The sequence below is a fragment of the Pontivivens insulae genome (assembly GCF_900302495.1).
GTDB lineage: Bacteria > Pseudomonadota > Alphaproteobacteria > Rhodobacterales > Rhodobacteraceae > Pontivivens > Pontivivens insulae.
Genome location: NZ_OMKW01000001.1, coordinates 334,684 through 349,786, shown reverse-complemented (window position 1 = coordinate 349,786; position 15,103 = coordinate 334,684). Strand labels below are relative to the sequence as shown.

At 58.9% G+C, this 15,103-nt stretch carries 19 protein-coding genes; 11 read left to right on the top strand and 8 right to left on the bottom strand.

Going from position 1 to position 15,103, the window contains the following annotated elements; all coding sequences use genetic code 11:
- Nucleotides 1–5 precede the first annotated feature (5 nt).
- The 5 genes from pstA (at nucleotide 6) to POI8812_RS01735 (ending at nucleotide 5,098) form a co-directional block, all read left to right on the top strand.
- Nucleotides 6–1,781 carry a phosphate ABC transporter permease PstA gene (gene pstA / locus POI8812_RS17950; protein ID WP_211310361.1) on the top strand — a complete coding sequence of 592 codons (1,776 nt, stop codon included), beginning with the start codon at nucleotides 6–8 and terminating at the stop codon, nucleotides 1,779–1,781.
- Between the two features lie 25 nt (nucleotides 1,782–1,806).
- Nucleotides 1,807–2,604, top strand: a complete 798-nt coding sequence (pstB, locus tag POI8812_RS01750; protein ID WP_108780801.1) for a phosphate ABC transporter ATP-binding protein PstB — start codon at nucleotides 1,807–1,809, stop codon at nucleotides 2,602–2,604.
- Between the two features lie 30 nt (nucleotides 2,605–2,634).
- Nucleotides 2,635–3,333: a phosphate signaling complex protein PhoU gene (gene phoU / locus POI8812_RS01745; RefSeq protein WP_108780800.1), complete on the top strand. Its 699-nt coding sequence runs from the start codon at nucleotides 2,635–2,637 to the stop codon at nucleotides 3,331–3,333.
- A gap of 12 nt (nucleotides 3,334–3,345) precedes the next feature.
- Nucleotides 3,346–4,059, top strand: coding sequence for a phosphate regulon transcriptional regulator PhoB (gene phoB / locus POI8812_RS01740; RefSeq protein WP_108780799.1), 714 nt, complete (start codon nucleotides 3,346–3,348; stop codon nucleotides 4,057–4,059).
- Nucleotides 4,060–4,210: 151 nt separating this feature from the next.
- A complete protein-coding gene (locus POI8812_RS01735; RefSeq protein WP_162844853.1) occupies nucleotides 4,211–5,098 on the top strand; it encodes a type 2 periplasmic-binding domain-containing protein in 888 nt (295 codons plus the stop codon).
- Between the two features lie 134 nt (nucleotides 5,099–5,232).
- On the opposite strand, the gene POI8812_RS01730 is transcribed toward POI8812_RS01735, so the two are convergent.
- Entirely contained in the window at nucleotides 5,233–5,607 is a 375-nt protein-coding gene (locus POI8812_RS01730) for a glyoxalase superfamily protein (RefSeq protein ID WP_108780797.1), read from the bottom strand.
- The gene (locus POI8812_RS01725) at nucleotides 5,607–6,215 is read right to left on the bottom strand and encodes a GcrA family cell cycle regulator (protein ID WP_108780796.1); all 609 of its coding nucleotides are present in this window, start codon (nucleotides 6,213–6,215) and stop codon (nucleotides 5,607–5,609) included. The genes POI8812_RS01730 and POI8812_RS01725 overlap by 1 nt, the downstream gene beginning before the upstream one ends.
- Nucleotides 6,216–6,347: 132 nt before the next feature.
- Between POI8812_RS01725 and POI8812_RS01720 the strand changes: the two genes are divergently transcribed.
- Complete coding sequence (locus POI8812_RS01720; RefSeq protein WP_108780795.1) at nucleotides 6,348–7,157, top strand: ABC transporter permease; 810 nt, start codon at nucleotides 6,348–6,350, stop codon at nucleotides 7,155–7,157.
- Here the strand turns inward: POI8812_RS01720 and POI8812_RS01715 are convergent.
- Nucleotides 7,147–7,584, bottom strand: a complete 438-nt coding sequence (locus POI8812_RS01715; RefSeq protein ID WP_108780794.1) for an NUDIX domain-containing protein — start codon at nucleotides 7,582–7,584, stop codon at nucleotides 7,147–7,149. The genes POI8812_RS01720 and POI8812_RS01715 overlap by 11 nt on opposite strands.
- A gap of 80 nt (nucleotides 7,585–7,664) precedes the next feature.
- On the opposite strand from POI8812_RS01715, the gene hslO reads away from it, so the two are divergent.
- On the top strand, nucleotides 7,665–8,702 hold the full coding sequence (gene hslO / locus POI8812_RS01710) for an Hsp33 family molecular chaperone HslO (protein WP_108780793.1): 1,038 nt from the start codon (nucleotides 7,665–7,667) through the stop codon (nucleotides 8,700–8,702).
- Here the strand turns inward: hslO and POI8812_RS01705 are convergent.
- The 3 genes from POI8812_RS01705 to POI8812_RS01695 are packed head-to-tail and all read right to left on the bottom strand — an operon-like array spanning nucleotide 8,678 to nucleotide 10,469.
- Nucleotides 8,678–9,259, bottom strand: coding sequence for a DUF4329 domain-containing protein (locus POI8812_RS01705; RefSeq protein WP_162844852.1), 582 nt, complete (start codon nucleotides 9,257–9,259; stop codon nucleotides 8,678–8,680). The two genes, hslO and POI8812_RS01705, sit on opposite strands and share 25 nt — an antisense overlap.
- Before the next feature lie 17 nt (nucleotides 9,260–9,276).
- Nucleotides 9,277–9,927, bottom strand: coding sequence for a DUF4329 domain-containing protein (locus POI8812_RS01700; protein ID WP_108780791.1), 651 nt, complete (start codon nucleotides 9,925–9,927; stop codon nucleotides 9,277–9,279).
- Nucleotides 9,924–10,469, bottom strand: coding sequence for a DUF4329 domain-containing protein (locus POI8812_RS01695; RefSeq protein ID WP_108780790.1), 546 nt, complete (start codon nucleotides 10,467–10,469; stop codon nucleotides 9,924–9,926). Before POI8812_RS01695 ends, POI8812_RS01700 begins: the two co-directional genes overlap by 4 nt.
- 46 nt (nucleotides 10,470–10,515) lie before the next feature.
- Here POI8812_RS01695 and POI8812_RS01690 point away from each other — a divergent pair, with 46 nt between their 5' ends.
- From POI8812_RS01690 to POI8812_RS01675, 4 genes are all read left to right on the top strand, one after another.
- Entirely contained in the window at nucleotides 10,516–11,142 is a 627-nt protein-coding gene (locus POI8812_RS01690) for a CoA pyrophosphatase (RefSeq protein ID WP_108780789.1), read from the top strand.
- Complete coding sequence (locus tag POI8812_RS01685) at nucleotides 11,132–12,286, top strand: CCA tRNA nucleotidyltransferase (protein WP_108780788.1); 1,155 nt, start codon at nucleotides 11,132–11,134, stop codon at nucleotides 12,284–12,286. Before POI8812_RS01690 ends, POI8812_RS01685 begins: the two co-directional genes overlap by 11 nt.
- Before the next feature lie 66 nt (nucleotides 12,287–12,352).
- The gene (locus POI8812_RS01680) at nucleotides 12,353–12,961 is read left to right on the top strand and encodes a LysE family translocator (protein WP_108780787.1); all 609 of its coding nucleotides are present in this window, start codon (nucleotides 12,353–12,355) and stop codon (nucleotides 12,959–12,961) included.
- Nucleotides 12,958–13,539, top strand: a complete 582-nt coding sequence (locus tag POI8812_RS01675) for a LysE family translocator (protein ID WP_108780786.1) — start codon at nucleotides 12,958–12,960, stop codon at nucleotides 13,537–13,539. Before POI8812_RS01680 ends, POI8812_RS01675 begins: the two co-directional genes overlap by 4 nt.
- Here the strand turns inward: POI8812_RS01675 and POI8812_RS01670 are convergent.
- Nucleotides 13,536–14,108 (bottom strand): hypothetical protein, encoded by a 573-nt coding sequence (locus POI8812_RS01670; RefSeq protein ID WP_146186100.1) that lies wholly within the window; start codon nucleotides 14,106–14,108, stop codon nucleotides 13,536–13,538. The two genes, POI8812_RS01675 and POI8812_RS01670, sit on opposite strands and share 4 nt — an antisense overlap.
- Nucleotides 14,108–15,001 carry an oxygen-dependent coproporphyrinogen oxidase gene (gene hemF, locus POI8812_RS01665; protein WP_108780784.1) on the bottom strand — a complete coding sequence of 298 codons (894 nt, stop codon included), beginning with the start codon at nucleotides 14,999–15,001 and terminating at the stop codon, nucleotides 14,108–14,110. The genes POI8812_RS01670 and hemF overlap by 1 nt, the downstream gene beginning before the upstream one ends.
- Nucleotides 15,002–15,103 lie beyond the last annotated feature (102 nt).

Below are 15,103 nucleotides of genomic sequence, written 5' to 3'. Positions count from 1 at the left end.
TCACCATGGTTGATATGAGCGATCTCTCCGCCCATCACGGGTCCGATGCTTCGAAGGCGCGCCTGAAGAAACGACGCGCGGCCGAAACCCGTCTGCGGTTCTATGGCATTCTCGCGATCGTGCTGGCTGGTGCGGCACTTGTGACCTTGCTGTGGTCTGTTGTCGGCAACGCGCGATACGCCCTCAGCGAAAGCTATGTGACCGTCCCTGTCACGTTGGATGCTGAAGCGCTGGGGGTCGATCCCGAGGATCCAGACACAATTCGCCGTGGCGACTTTGAACGCTTGGTCCGCGATGCGGTGCGTGAGAAATTCGACTACGTCTCCGGCCGCACGCTGCGGCGGGAATTGTCTGATCTCTACTCCGCTGGCGCGGTCTTTGATCTGCGAGACGAAGTCGTGGCGGATCCCAGCATGATCGGAGACCAGGTAAGTGCACGCTTGCTCGCCTCTGACGTGACTGATCTCTATCTTAAGGGTGAGTACGGCACGCTGGAACAGTTGGACGTGGATGCAACGCTCGATTTCGAGTTTGTCGATGACGAGATTGTTCAGATCGAGGCGTCCGCGCCGATATTCACTGCGGCGCTACAAAGCGTGCAAGCTGATCTCGTCACTCTGTCAGAGCGGCGTGAGCGGGAGGCCGCTCGCCAGGATGCCGGGGTTGTCGAGTTTCAGCGCCGCGCAGATGCGTCCGAAACCGAAGATGAGCGCGATACCAATCTGGCTCAGGTCGTTGCACGCGCCGCAGCACGGGATGCGTTATTGGCCGAAGCGGAGGATCTGCGTGCCCGTGGTGCCGATCCAGAGGCGCGCGAGGCTATGACAGATGCAAACGAATCTCTGTTGATTGCCGTGAATGGAGGATGGCTGAAAGTTGTTGAAGTCAGCGCATCGGCCGCAACGGCAGAGATTTATGCACCGCTCGAAAGCACTGACGCACCTTTCGAATACACCCTCTACACCAACGAACTGGCCGAGGAAGCACGCCGCGTCAGCGATCACCAAATTGTCTGGATTGAGGAACTTCGCGCCGAAGGCAATGTCGAGCAGGTGTTCAACACGCGCTTCTTCACCGCTGGCGATAGCCGCGACCCCGAACGCGCCGGAATCTGGGGCGCTGCGGTGGGCTCGTTCTGGACCATGATCGTGACCTTTGCTCTCGCATTTCCCATTGGGACACTGGCAGCGATTTACCTCGAGGAATTTGCCCCCAAGAACCGGTTTACGGATTTTGTTGAGGTCAATATCAACAACCTCGCAGCCGTCCCATCAATCGTATTCGGTCTGTTGGGTCTTGCCGTGTTCCTGGGTTTCTTTGGCGTGCCACGAAGTGCGCCAGTTGCCGGTGGTATTGTGTTGGCTCTGATGACCTTGCCGACGATCATCATTGCAAGCCGCGCGGCAATACGTGCCGTACCGCCATCCATCCGCGATGCGGCCCTCGGTCTTGGCGCGTCGAAACTGCAAACGTCCTTCCACCATGTATTGCCGTTGGCGATGCCGGGCATTTTGACCGGTACCATCATCGGCATGGCGCAGGCCTTGGGCGAGACCGCGCCGTTGATCCTGATCGGAATGGTCGCTTTCATCGTGGAAATCCCACAGGGCGTGACCGACCCTGCGACCGTTCTGCCGGTGCAAGTATTCCGCTGGTCGGATTTCCCAGAACGTGCCTTCGAGGCCCGCACTGCAGCGGCGATTTGTGTGCTGCTTCTTTTCCTCGTACTGATGAATGCGCTGGCGGTCTTCCTGCGCAAACGCTTCGAGCGGCGTTGGTAAACCCTGGTCCCAAGGAAACCCTCTAATGACGAACATGCGTATGACCGAGAAAAACCTGAAAGACCGGGAAAACAAGATCTCTGCAAAAGGGGTTGATGTCTTCTACGGCGACACGCACGCGATCAAGGATGTCGATGTGAACATCCTCAACAACACGGTGACGGCGTTTATCGGCCCGTCGGGTTGTGGCAAATCGACATTTCTGCGCTGTCTGAACCGAATGAATGACACGATTGATATCGCGCGTGTCACCGGGCAGATCCTGCTCGACGGTGATGACATCTACGATAAGTCGGTTGATCCGGTAACCTTGCGCGCGCGCGTCGGAATGGTGTTCCAGAAACCGAACCCGTTTCCGAAGTCCATCTACGACAACATCGCCTACGGCCCCCGGATTCATGGTCTGGTCAACAACAAGGCAGAGTTGGACGAGGTGGTTGAAAAGTCGCTGCGCCGCGCTGCGATCTGGGATGAAGCAAAGGATCGGCTTGATCAGCCAGGTACCGGTCTGTCCGGTGGCCAACAGCAGCGTCTTTGCATCGCACGCGCCATTGCGACCGCTCCCGAAGTGCTCCTGATGGATGAACCTTGCTCTGCCCTCGATCCGATTGCGACGGCGCAGATCGAAGAACTGATCGACGAGCTGCGGCAGGATTTCGCCGTTGTGATTGTCACGCACTCGATGCAGCAGGCCGCGCGGGTTAGCCAGAAAACCGCTTTCTTCCATCTGGGCGTCGTCGCTGAGTATGGCGACACAAATCAGATTTTCACCAATCCTGTGGACAAGCGCACCCAGGACTACATCACCGGGCGCTTCGGTTAAGCCAGCCCGTAGTACAGAAAGGGCCGTGTTATGGGTCCGCATATTGTTTCCGCATTCGACGACGACCTGATCGCCGTTCAGGCCCGCATCTCAGAGATGGGCGGACTGGCCGAAGACATGCTTTCGTCCGCATTGGAGGCGGTGAAGAACCGTGATCCACAGCTGGCCAACGAAGTAATCATGCGTGACAAGCGCCTGGATGCGCTTGAAATGCAGGTTGAAGAGTTGGCAACCCGCGTGATCGCATTGCGCCAGCCGATGGCGGGCGACCTGCGGCTGATGATTTCCGCGCTCAAGATGGCTTCAACGCTTGAGCGGATCGGCGATCTGGCGAAGAACATCGCACGTCGCGCGGTATATCTGGCCAGTGTGCGGCCCGTGAAGGTCTCGACATCCATTGTCCGCATGGGCACGCAGACGCTTGGTCAACTGACCGAAGTGCTCGACGCCTATACCTCCCGCGATACGGATCTTGCCGTTTCGATTTGGCAGCGCGACATTGAAGTTGATGAGATGTACAACGCCATCTTTCGTGAAGTTGTCACATATATGATGGAAGATCCGCGCACGATTGGTCTCGGCTCGCAGCTTCTGTTCATTGCAAAGAATCTGGAGCGGATCGGGGACCACACCACGCATCTGGCCGAGATGGTGTATTACATCGTCGAGGGTGAACCGTTGGGCGATGATCGCCCGAAGGGTGAGCCGATCGGCCTTGAAGGACTCTGAGAGGATACCACCATGGCCCGCGTTCTTGTCGTCGAGGATGAGGAAGCGATCAGCGAACTGCTGAGCTACAATCTCAAGAAGGAAGGCTTCACCGTCACATTGGTTGACGATGGTGATGATGCCCTTGTCACGGTCGAGGAAGAGACGCCCGACATCATCCTGCTCGATTGGATGCTGCCCAATGTCTCTGGCGTTGAGATTGCCCGGCAACTGCGCGCCCGTCCGCAGACAAAAGCGATCCCTATCATCATGCTTACTGCACGTGGTGAGGAGGAAGATCGGGTGCGCGGGCTCGAGATTGGGGCGGATGACTATCTGACCAAGCCTTTTTCGATGTCCGAGCTTGTGGCCCGGATGCGCGCCGTCTTGCGTAGGACGCAGCCGACCGTCGCCGGTGATGTGGCGGAATTTGCGGACATCAAGCTTGATCGCGAAACGTGCCGGGTGAAGCGGGGAAGCAGGGATGTGCACCTCGGCCCGACCGAGTTTCGATTGCTCGACGTATTGATGCAGCGTCCCGGAAGGGTTTTCAGCCGGGAACAGCTTCTCGACCGTGTTTGGGGACATGACGTCTATGTCGAGATCCGTACAGTTGACGTGCATGTGGGGCGGCTGCGCAAAGCGCTGAACCGGCGGGGTGAGGTCGATCCTGTGCGCACGGTTCGTTCTGCCGGATATGCGCTTGATGAAACCTATTCCGGCGCGTCCGCAGCCCGCGCAAGCTAAATCCAAAAACACGATTTGAGGGCTCAGCGCAGCCTTCCATCTCGACAGCTCTGGCGGACATCACCGACAGTCTCGCTGCTGTGATCGGACGTGTTTTGAGAAAGAGCCATCTCAATGACACGTTCCTTCCCATCACATGGGAGTAACGATCATGCTGGGACGTCGTGCATTTTTGGCTGGAAGTACTGCTGCAGGTGCGATGCTGGCGGCGCCTTCACTTGTCACTGCCAGTGAGCAGGTTTTGCGGTGCGGTTGCTGGACGCCGGGCAACCATGTCGTGGTTCGCGACATTCTGGAGCCTTATTTCGAGATTGTCGCTGACGTCACGAATGGGCGTGTTCAGATGGTGCTCGAAGATGATCCCGAGCGTGATCCCGGACCGCAATACGACAAAATACGATCTGGTCATTTCGACGTAAGCTTCTCCCAGCACGGCTTTTCCGGCATGGATCGCTTTACCCGCGCACGCATCGGCCAATTGCCATTTCTTGGCGACAGCTACGGTACTTCCATCGTCTTTGATGACATCTACCGCAACGAATTGAACGCAGTCGAAGAACATGCCGAGGTCGAATTGCTTGGCCTCTTCACCCACGGTCCCGGTGCCCTGTTCCTGAAGAACCGCGTTCTGCGTCAACGCTCGGATTTGGAAGGGCTCACGATCACCTCGCCCGGTGGCCATGTGGACAGCCTACTGGCTGAGCTTGGCACCGAAATCCGGCATCTTCCGCCGCGCGACATTACCTGTGCATTCGCGCGCGATGAATTGCACGGTGCAACATTTGCCATGCACTCTGTCCCCGGCTTTGGCTTCGCTGACCGGGATTTCCATGCGACCACTTTCCCGGGTGGGCTTTTCAATTCCACCTGGTTTATTGCGATGAACAAGGAAAGGTTCGCTGAATTGAGTGACCGCGATCAGCGCGCCGTGTCAGAGATTTCGCGAGAGGTTGTCGGACCTTTGGCCGGAAAGGCATTCGATGATGCCGATCATCGAGCAACGCTGGGCTGTATCCAGCTGGGAATGACCATCGAGTGAGCAAGTGATGAACTGACCGCCGACATTGCAGAGATTTCACGTCGTTCCGAACTCGCATGGGCCGATGAGGTCAGTGCCCAAGGCTATGACGGACGGGCCATTCTCAACGTATTGCGGGCGCGGACCGGTCAGTCTCAGCTTTGATCGGACAACGGGGCCCAGAAAACAATGCCATTTCCAAAAGGATCGGTGACTGAAACTTCCCGCGCGCCATAGGAGGTGTCATTGATGCCAGGCCGGGCGTTTCGGTAGTTCTTCGCAGTTAACTCCGCGTGGAGCGCTTCAATATCCTCGACCTCCACGCGTACGCGGCCACCGGGTGTGGCGTCACCGTGATGTTCACTGATGTGCAGGACGCAATCCCGGCGACGCAGCTCCATATACAAAGGTGCGTCAGCCTCGAAGCGATGTTGCCACTGCACCTCGAAGCCCAGAAAGTCGATCCAGAATTCCCGCGCTTTGCTCTCGTCAAAGCTGCGAAAGATCGGAACGGGCGTCCCGACGCGCATTAGCGGGAAGACGACCGGCGGTCCCGACGGGAAGACATCGGCTGGAATGCAACAGCCGTATGTGCCTCACAATAAGGCTTCCCGGGCTGACAGCTGAGGCCGCAGAACCAGAATTCATCGGTCGCTGGATCGCCAATTGGCCATTTGCAGGTCCGTTCGGTCAGTTGCATCAGGTTCAGCTTGCGCGCCTTCTTTTCGACCTCGGCAAGATTGGCAAGTGCTTCTGCACTGATCTCGTTCGCGGAGGGCTGCGGGGGAAGCGGCTGGCCCGCCGTAATAATCGGCTTGCGGGGCGGAATTGGGATATTGGCTGGTTTTTCGGTCGTCAGCGGTTTTTGCGCTGGCGCGGGTTTCGGCTCGGGCTTGGGTGCCGGATCAGGCTTCTTCGCCGCCGGTTCCGCTGCTTTCACGGGTTCCGGCTTAGGCGCAGGTTCTGCCGTCTTGCTTGCAGGGGCAGTGGTGGTGCGATTCGAAAGGCCCAGACGGTGAACCTTTCCAATGACGGCATTGCGCGTCACGCCGCCCAATTCCTTCGCGATGACAGAGGCTGACTTGCCTTCGCCCCACATTTTTTTGAGAATCTCTACACGTTCATCGGTCCAGGCCATGGCCCACCCCTTCCAAAAACAGATCAGCGGCCCAAATAGACCGCTGCAACGTCACATATCCACTCTTTGCCCTATATTATGTCGTCTCGGGCATGGGTTACAAGTGCGGCCGCCTGCCCTGGAAGGAACCTCATGTCCGATTCAACGCTTCGACCGATGGGAGAACGGCGGTTCGGCCGCTGGAATGTGCTGGGAACCCAAACGTTGGCGATGCGGGAGATTCGCCGCTTCACCTCGGTCTGGACGCAGACATTGCTCGCGCCGATGGCGACAGCGCTTCTCTTCATGCTGATCTTCACCCTCGCACTCGGTGATCGCAGGGGTGAGGTTATGGGCCTTGAATTTGCGGCCTTTCTCGCGCCGGGTATCGTCATGATGACGGTCATTCAGAACGCCTTCGCAAACACCTCATCCTCAATCGTGATTTCGAAGGTTCAGGGGAATATCGTCGACACGCTGATGCCGCCGCTTTCCGCGTCAGAGCTGGTGGTTGGGTTCGCGGCAGGCGGCATGGTGCGCGGGATGCTGGTGGCCGTTTTTGTCTCGCTCCTCGCCCTTCCACTGGGTGGTGCGGGGTTGGACAACGTTCTGTGGGCCTTCGTCTTTGTGTTTCTGGGCGCGATGATGATGTCACTCGTGGGGATCATCGCGGGCCTTTACGCTGACAAGTTTGATCAGATGGCCGCGATCACCAACTTCGTCGTGACACCGCTCAGCTTTCTTTCCGGGACATTCTATTCCCTCGAAAGTCTTCCACCGCTGATGCAGCAGATCAGTCATGCAAATCCGGTGTTCTACATCATCGATGGGTTCCGCTATGGCGTGCTGGGCGTGTCTGACAGCTCCCCTTGGCTGGGGCTTAGTGTTTTGATCGCGATGAATGCGGCACTCGCCACCGCGGCATGGTGGTTCTTCCGAACGGGCTACCGGCTCAAGAGTTAAACCAGCGTTCCACGAAATGTCGCTCCGCCGAAACGCTGAGCGAACGGACAGCGTCCTTCGCATGCATCCAAACCGGTGTATGGTCCGGCTCGATTGGATCATCCAGTTGTTGAATAGGGCGCGCGGTATAGATCGTGCAGACCTTGCGGGCCCAATAGCCGTAGTCGGGCATGTAGACATATCGTTGGAACATGCCGAAACGGCGTGGTGCGCCGATGCGCCAGCCGGTTTCCTCCATCACCTCACGATGAAGAGCTTGCAGCGGGCTCTCACCGGGGTCGATCCCGCCACCGGGCAGCAGAATCGTTTCGCGAGCCGACTCGGTCTCGGCCAGAAGCAGCCATGGACCGTCGTGAATCAGGGCATATGCCCCGCGTCGATCGCGATAGGGCTTGCCCGGAACGTATCTTTCACCGAAACGACGCATGGCGGGTATTCCTGACAGGGGTTACATGTGCGCCAACGGCACACTATTTGGCGTGCTTCACTTTAACGGAGGGCTTTGCCATGACCAGTGCAGAACAGATCGTATGGGACGATTCCATCCTGCCCTTCCAGCTGGATGCATCCGATGTGCGGGGCCGGGTCGCGCGCCTGGACAATACGCTCGATGAGATTCTGACCCAGCACGACTATCCGACTGTCGTGTCCGATCAGGTTGCGCAAGCTGTGATGCTTACCGCGATGATTGGTCAGACGCTTAAGCTGCGCTGGAAGCTATCTCTGCAAATCCGTGGGGATGGACCACTGCGTCTGATCGCGACTGACTATTTTGCGCCGGGCAAGGATGGCCAGCCTGCACAGATCAGGGCCTATGCCAGTTATGACGCTGATACACTTGATGAACAGGCAGACGGCTTTGCCCAGATCGGGAAGGGCATGTTTGCCATCATCATCGATCAGGGTCAGGGCATGCAGCCTTACCAGGGTATCACACCGCTTGCGGGTGGGTCGCTGGCCGCATGTGCTGAGACTTATTTTGCGCAGTCAGAGCAACTTCCAACCCGCTTCGTTATCGCGGGCGTGCAGGAAGCCGGAGATGACGGCCTCGCGTGGCGTGCTGGTGGCATCATGCTGCAGCACATGCCGCCAGCTGGCAGTCATGTGCAGACTGACGAAGGATCAGGCGAAGGCGGGCTGCTGCAAGCTGGTGACCTGATCAATCGTGATGATGCGGAAGACTGGAACCGCGTGACGACGCTGGCGGAAACGGTTGAACTGACAGAGCTTGTCGGGCCGCGCATCACGCCGGAACGGCTGCTGATCCGTCTGTTTCATGAGGAAAGCCCGCGGGTGTTCGATGCTCAGGCGATCCGCTTCGGCTGCACGTGCGGGCCGGAAAAAGTCGTCCAGACGATGTCGATCTACTCCAGCAAGGATGTGGAGCAGATGACAGACGAGAGCGGCATGGTCACGGCTGACTGCCAGTTTTGCGGCGCGCATTACGAACTGGATCCGGCCGCGCTGGGCTTCGAAGCAGATCCGGAGCTTACGGCGAAAGCGGTTGCTCAGGCCAAGGTTCAGCCTTCGTCAAAGCGGGCGTAAAGATCCGGCAGGGTCAGGCTCGCCGGTACTGGATCGAGCGTGTCATCGTCAATGAAATTGGGGTCGGCTGGCAAACAGCCGATCCCGCACACGACATAGGCGCGCTCTGTTTCCAGATCGATGTGCCAGAAGCGCCCACCGGGTGTTGCAATATATGCATCTACACCCTCTTCCAGATCACCGATCATGTCATCGATGGACGGCACCTCGGAATCGTAATCCCAGTCATAGCTTCCGTGGGTGTGATATGAGGCAAGCAATTCCCAATCGAGCGGTGGCTCATCAGCAAAGCAGGATGATGGCTCACCCACTGTTGGTGTGCTCGCCACGATTTGCCCGGTTGGTGTTCGCCCGACATAGCCGCAAATCTCACGCGAGATGCGGATCGAACGGGTCTGGACTGAGGACAGGATGTCCCGCGCAACTTGTTGAACCCGTGCATCCTCCGTGGACTGAAATGTTGCTGCGGGCACGGTCGGTTGCGGAGCGGCGGACTGCTGTGGCGCGGCACAGCCCGTGAGGGCGACGAGCGTCGTGACAAGAGCATATCTCAGCATTTGCATTCCTTCCGGTGTCAGCGGGCCTGTAGCTGTGGCAGGGTGTAGCTTTGCAGAACGGGTGGTCCGGTCTCGCGGGCATTCGGATCCGAGGGCATACAGCTGCGGCACAGCTGATAAGCCCGGCGCGTCTCGAAATCGACATGCCACAACCGGCCACCGGGTGTGGCGATATAGCCGTCGATCCGATCCTGAAAATCACCCATCATGTCCTGCGGCGACGGCACCTCATTGTCATAGCCCGCATCAAAGCGACCATGAGTGTGGTAGGATGCGAGAACGGTCACATTGCCTGTCGGAGACGGATTGAAGCAGCGGGCGAGGGTGCCGGGATTGGCGCGCGTAGCCTGTATCTGACCGGAAGCTGTCTGAACAATGTAGCCACAATATTCACGCGCCTCGGTGATTGATTGACGCTGAACGGCAAGCAATGCCTGCGTCGCAACGGCCTCGACATCGGTGCCCGAGATCGCTGGTGTACTTGGAGCAGGCGCTGGCGCTGCGATCACTGCACTGCCAGGCAACACTTTGTCTGGCTCGCCCTGTGGAATGTCTGCCAGCGACGGAATCGGTTTGTCCGGCTCTCCGAATGTCGGGTTCTCCCGCACGACGGGCTCGGTGCAGCTTGCGAGCACCGTCAGCAGGGCGATGGTGACGACGATTCTCATTCGCCGAACCTGTTTCTCAAGGTATCTAACGTGTAGAAGTCGCGCACTGGTGCGCTGCCGGATGTTGTGAAGTTTGGATCCTGCGTGAGACAGCCCAAACCGCACAATTGCCCCGCGATCCCAGTACGGTGGTTGTGGAACCAGAGTCGCCCGCCGGGGGTGGAAATATAACCATTCGTGCCCGCATTCGCGTCTGAGACCAGGTCGATTGTGGAGGGGACTTCATCGTCATATTCACGCGTCCACGCACCATGGGTGTGGTACGAGGCGACCACTCGCCACGATCCGGGTGCCGCTTTGATCGAGCATCCGGCACGCGACCCCGGCCCTGCGGGTGTCGCTCGCAGCTCCCCATGTCGATCATAGGCCAGATAGCCGCAATATTCCCGGCTTTCAGCAATCGAGCGCTCCTGCAACGCTTCCAGCACCTGCCGCGCCAATGCGTGTTCGGCCAGCACACCGGACCGTCCGCCCTTGGTCTGCGCAACCAATGGGCCGCCCAGCCCCATCAGGACAAATCCGAGGATCAAGTATCGGAGCATTGCGCCCTCCCTTGTCAGGTCTAGGACGGTAGGCCATCTATCGTGGATGCTTCAAGACAAGACACCACAACAGATCATTCAACTTGTTGAACATCGCCTTTCGGGCGCACCGCTGGCGGCTTCTTCAGATTTTGATTTGAATGCCGAAGTGAAAGCACGGCTTTCACCGGACCGGCGGCTGCGCGACGCCGCTGTTCTCTGCCCGCTGGTAGAGCGGGACGGTCGGTTGAATGTCATGTTGACCCGCAGATCACCGCGTCTGAAAAGCCACCCTGGACAGGTCGCTTTTCCTGGCGGCAAGGTTGATGCGGGCGATCGTGACGCGGAGGCAGCAGCACTTCGGGAAGCGCGGGAAGAGGTTGGTCTGCCAACGGAGAGTGCACGCATGCTTGGCAGCTTTGCGCCACATGAGACGGTCACAGGATTTCGCGTGCAGCCCTTTGTCGCGCACATCACGAAGCCATTCACCCCAGTGCCAGAGGTGGCCGAAGTGGCCGAGGTTTTTGAAGTGCCACTCGACTTTCTACTCGATCCGGCCAACCGGCAGATACACGGACGGCGGTGGCAGGGCGTGGAAAGACGATACTATGCGATTCCCTATGGCCCTTATTACATCTGGGGGGCCACGGCGCGGATGCTGACAATGCTTGGGGCGCTGCTTGATGCAGATTGATGCAGCTTTCCTGAGTGACGCTCGCACACAAAGCTTGCTGTCTGCCCTCACGGCCGATGGCGCGCAGGCTTATGTTGTTGGGGGCGCTGTGCGCAATGCACTGCTTAGCCTTCCGGTCGATGATGTGGACATTGCGACGTCCCTCCATCCTGATGATGTCATCGCCTTGAGCAACGCCTTGGGGTTCTCCCCACACCCAACCGGGGTAGAGCATGGAACCGTCACCGTCTTCGTTGAAGGCTTGGCCCACGAAGTGACGACGTTTCGTACGGATGTCTCGACGGACGGACGTCGCGCCACTGTGGAGTTCGCAAAGACTGTTGAGGAGGATGCAGCCCGTCGCGATTTCACGATGAATGCGCTCTATGTCGATGCATCCGGGCGGCTGCTCGATCCGGTGAATGGCCTGCCCGACCTAAAGGCGCGCAAAGTCCGGTTTATCGGAATGGCTGAGGCTCGCATTCGTGAGGATTATCTGCGGATTTTGCGGTTTTTCCGTTTCCACGCCCGGTTTGGCGAAGGTGTGCCCGACCCGGTCGGGCTCTCAGCCTGTGCGGCATTGGCGGACGGGGTGCAGGGTCTGTCCTCGGAACGGATCACAACTGAACTGACCAAGCTTCTGAGCGTGGCCAAACCATTCAATACATTGCGCGCAATGCAGGGTGCAGGGGTGCAGGCTCATGTCATCCCGCAGGCGAGCCTCGCTCTGCTCGATGGTCTTGAGCGCGCTGAGTTTGGGGTGTCCCCGGACTGGCGCCGCCGGTTGCTCGCGCTTGGGGGCCAACGCGATCGCTTGAGGCTGTCGAAGGCGGATCAGCGCTATTTCGAGACGGCTGAAAGAGCGCTCGCAAGCGCGGAAACAACACAGAGACGCGCGTACCGCTATGGGCCTGACATTGCGCGGGACCTTGCTCTCGTAGAAGCGGCCATTTTGCGGATACCACCATCTGCGTCCCTGAATGACGCGCTGGCTTATGGCGCACAGGCCCGGTTCCCCATCACCGCGCAGGATCTGATGCCGACCTTTAAGCCAGGTCGCGCGCTCGGGCAGGAACTAAAGCGGTTGGAGGAGCTGTGGATCGCTTCTGACTTTACGCTCGACCAACGCGCCCTGCTGCAAAGCGTCAGCTCCCCTGATGTCTGACCGTTCAATGTGTCGGCACATCTCGGCGCTTGACCCCCGGCTATTCTGCGGAAAAGGCTCCGGGCCATGACGCTTGAAACTGTAATCGCCATCATGACCCTCGCTGCGGCCACGGTCTGGACACCCGGTCCGAACAATGCACTGCTCGCATCCTCTGGCGCACGCTTTGGTTATCGTCGGACCCTGCCACATGCGATGGGCGTTGCGTGGGGCTTTCCGTTGATGTGTTTTTGCATGGCGCTTGGGCTCGGAGAGGTCTTTCGTGCAGAGCCGCTGATCCGTGAGGCTTTGCGCTGGGTCGGTGCGGCGCTTCTTTTGTGGATCGCGTGGAAGACGCTGAACGCGAGCGCACCGGGCAGCGATGACAGCCACGCCAAGCCATGGACGTTCTTTCAAGCGATGGGGTTTCAGTGGATCAATCCCAAAGCCTGGATGATGGCGATTTCCATGATCTCTCAATTCGTCACCGGCGAAAACCCGTTGCTGGAGGCCGCGGTCGTTAGTGGTGTCTATGCGCTTGTCGGATTGACCTCTTCCAGTGGCTGGGCACTTTTCGGCGTTGCAATGCAGCGCTTCCTGTCGACGCCCCTTCGCCTAAAGCTGTTCAACGGGCTGATGGCCGGTCTGATTGTGATCACGGTCGCAGCTCTCGTGACCTCGGATCTGTCGGTATGATACCGGCAGAACTGCTGCTCTTCGTCTTCGCGGGCTTGTTCTCTCCCGGACCGAATGTCGTCTTGCTGACGGCGTCGGGCGCGCGCTTTGGCTTCACACCAACCCTTCCGCACCTGCTTGGTGTCGCGTTCGGTGTCGGTATCACGGCAGGCCTGACGGGACTTGGCCTTGGCGCGGTTCTGCTTGCTTATCCACAACTGACCTTTGCGCTTAAGCTGATCGCAGCCACCTGGATCTTGTGGCTTGCATCAAGATTGCTGCTTGCCACGCGACGCCAACACGCAGAGGCCGGGCACCGGCCGTTTACGTTTGTTGAGGCCGTCTTGTTCCAGTGGGTAAACCCTAAGGTCTGGGCCGTCGCCATAGCAGCCAGCGCCTTCGTCGCTGATGCCGGGCCTGTTCCGGCGGCCCTTACACTGGCACTCACGTTTTCATCGTTGAACCTGGGCGTGTGCCTGTTCTGGACGAGCGCGGGTCATCTTCTGGGTAAGTTGATGGCGAGCCCGCGTATCTGGCGCGGCTTCATGACGGTGATGGCCGCTTTGATGGCAGCCTCCGCCCTGTTGATCTTTCTCTAGGTCGCTTCGAGGCTCTGCCACCACGCATTCTTTGATAGGGTCCGGCGCAGAGGCGTGTCGGTGGCGGCCGGTGCTTCCTGAATATATCGGTGGGCCTCAGCAATCTGTTCGGTATCAAGCGTTTTCAGGTGAGCGATGGCGGCTGCAATGCCAAAGGGCTGTCCAGTCATACCTTCAAAATTGGCGTCCAGATCGGTCCAGATCGCGGCGTCATACGGGCTGTCTATAAGCCATGCTTGCACTGCATCCACGACAGCGGGCAAGGCACCATGCGCCTTATCCTTCGTCGCCCATGCAATTTGGGGAACCGGCGCGCGTTCTCGCCGGGCGACATCCTCTACAGCCTCAGAAAGCGCTTGGCGGCTAGAGCAGATTACATTTGTCTTGCACGGCACCCCGTGCACGGGGTCGAGACACACGGCCAAACCCATCTTCCGCTTGGGCGACACACGGCTGAACTCCATTGGCAGATCGGGGCCGGCGCCCATCTGCCAGCCGCCGTTCACGTGGGGCGCAAGGATCTCCAGATCCCAGATCAGCGACCCCCAACCGATAATCGCGATCTGCATCAGGGCCAAGCAGCCAGTGGTGGCAGGCTCATCAGGACGGCCTCCGGGTTGTGGCCTGTTTGCAAGCCGAATGTTGTGCCACGGTCGTATACCAAGTTGAACTCCGCATAGCGACCGCGCCGAAACAGCTGATGCTGGCGATCCTCATCCGTCCAGCTTTCAAACATGCGCTTTTCCACCAGCGGAACGAAGGCCTTCAGGAACGCGCGCCCGACATCCTGTGTAAACGCGAAATCTGCCTCCCAATCGCCCGAGCAATGATCGTCGTAGAAGATTCCACCAACGCCGCGCGCCTCGTTCCAGTGCCGGATCATGAAGTACTCATCTGCCCACGCCTTATAGCGCGGGTAGAGGTCCGCACCGTGCGGCGCACAGCCAGCCTCCTGCTGGGCATGGAAAAATGCAGTATCCTCCGCAATCTCACGCATTGGGTTGAGGTCCGATCCACCGCCGAACCACCATCCATGCGGTGTCCAGAACATGCGCGTGTTCATATGAACCGCGGGCACCTTTGGGGAGCGCATATGCGCCACAAGGCTGATGCCAGACGCCCAGAACCGGGGGTCCTCCGCCATGCCCGGCATGTCTTTCCGGGCAGCCATCGCCGCCTGTGCCGGGGGGGCGAGCGTCCCGTAGACTTCAGAGACGTTGACGCCAACTTTCTCAAAACACCGTCCGCCCCGCAGAACGCTCATTTCCCCGCCGCCCGCATCACTCCCATCGTCGGAGTGGCGCTTTGTCGGCTTGCGCTCGAACCGGCCGGGGGCAAGGTCCGCGAAGGGGCCAGAGACTTGCTCATCCTCCAGAGTTTCAAAGGCCGCGCAGATCGAATCGCGCAGCGAAATAAACCACTGTGCCGCGCGTTGTCTTTCGGAGGTCATGTCGGTGGTCATCAGGTGCGATCCGGCAGAATAGGGTCAAGTGTCATTGCCAAGCTGTAACGTATGTTGGACAGCCTGAAAACCGACCCCTTGTTCATCGTGGCGTTCGGCATA

Excerpts from the sequence above, each read along its gene's own strand:
- POI8812_RS01730 (WP_108780797.1), bottom strand. The coding sequence starts at position 5,607 with ATGCGCGTCGGGACGCCCGTTCCGATCTTTCGCAGCTTTGACGAGAGC.
- POI8812_RS01715 (WP_108780794.1), bottom strand. The coding sequence starts at position 7,584 with ATGCGTCGTTTCGGTGAAAGATACGTTCCGGGCAAGCCCTATCGCGAT.
- POI8812_RS01695 (WP_108780790.1), bottom strand. The coding sequence starts at position 10,469 with ATGCTCCGATACTTGATCCTCGGATTTGTCCTGATGGGGCTGGGCGGC.
- hslO (WP_108780793.1), top strand. The coding sequence starts at position 7,665 with ATGACCAGTGCAGAACAGATCGTATGGGACGATTCCATCCTGCCCTTC.
- POI8812_RS01720 (WP_108780795.1), top strand. The coding sequence starts at position 6,348 with ATGTCCGATTCAACGCTTCGACCGATGGGAGAACGGCGGTTCGGCCGC.
- pstB (WP_108780801.1), top strand. The coding sequence starts at position 1,807 with ATGACGAACATGCGTATGACCGAGAAAAACCTGAAAGACCGGGAAAAC.
- phoU (WP_108780800.1), top strand. The coding sequence starts at position 2,635 with ATGGGTCCGCATATTGTTTCCGCATTCGACGACGACCTGATCGCCGTT.
- POI8812_RS01680 (WP_108780787.1), top strand. The coding sequence starts at position 12,353 with ATGACGCTTGAAACTGTAATCGCCATCATGACCCTCGCTGCGGCCACG.
- POI8812_RS01685 (WP_108780788.1), top strand. The coding sequence starts at position 11,132 with ATGCAGATTGATGCAGCTTTCCTGAGTGACGCTCGCACACAAAGCTTG.
- POI8812_RS01725 (WP_108780796.1), bottom strand. The coding sequence starts at position 6,215 with ATGGCCTGGACCGATGAACGTGTAGAGATTCTCAAAAAAATGTGGGGC.
- POI8812_RS01675 (WP_108780786.1), top strand. The coding sequence starts at position 12,958 with ATGATACCGGCAGAACTGCTGCTCTTCGTCTTCGCGGGCTTGTTCTCT.
- POI8812_RS01735 (WP_162844853.1), top strand. The coding sequence starts at position 4,211 with ATGCTGGGACGTCGTGCATTTTTGGCTGGAAGTACTGCTGCAGGTGCG.
- POI8812_RS01690 (WP_108780789.1), top strand. The coding sequence starts at position 10,516 with ATGCTTCAAGACAAGACACCACAACAGATCATTCAACTTGTTGAACAT.
- POI8812_RS01700 (WP_108780791.1), bottom strand. The coding sequence starts at position 9,927 with ATGAGAATCGTCGTCACCATCGCCCTGCTGACGGTGCTCGCAAGCTGC.
- POI8812_RS01705 (WP_162844852.1), bottom strand. The coding sequence starts at position 9,259 with ATGCTGAGATATGCTCTTGTCACGACGCTCGTCGCCCTCACGGGCTGT.
- POI8812_RS01670 (WP_146186100.1), bottom strand. The coding sequence starts at position 14,108 with ATGCAGATCGCGATTATCGGTTGGGGGTCGCTGATCTGGGATCTGGAG.
- pstA (WP_211310361.1), top strand. The coding sequence starts at position 6 with ATGGTTGATATGAGCGATCTCTCCGCCCATCACGGGTCCGATGCTTCG.
- phoB (WP_108780799.1), top strand. The coding sequence starts at position 3,346 with ATGGCCCGCGTTCTTGTCGTCGAGGATGAGGAAGCGATCAGCGAACTG.
- hemF (WP_108780784.1), bottom strand. The coding sequence starts at position 15,001 with ATGACCACCGACATGACCTCCGAAAGACAACGCGCGGCACAGTGGTTT.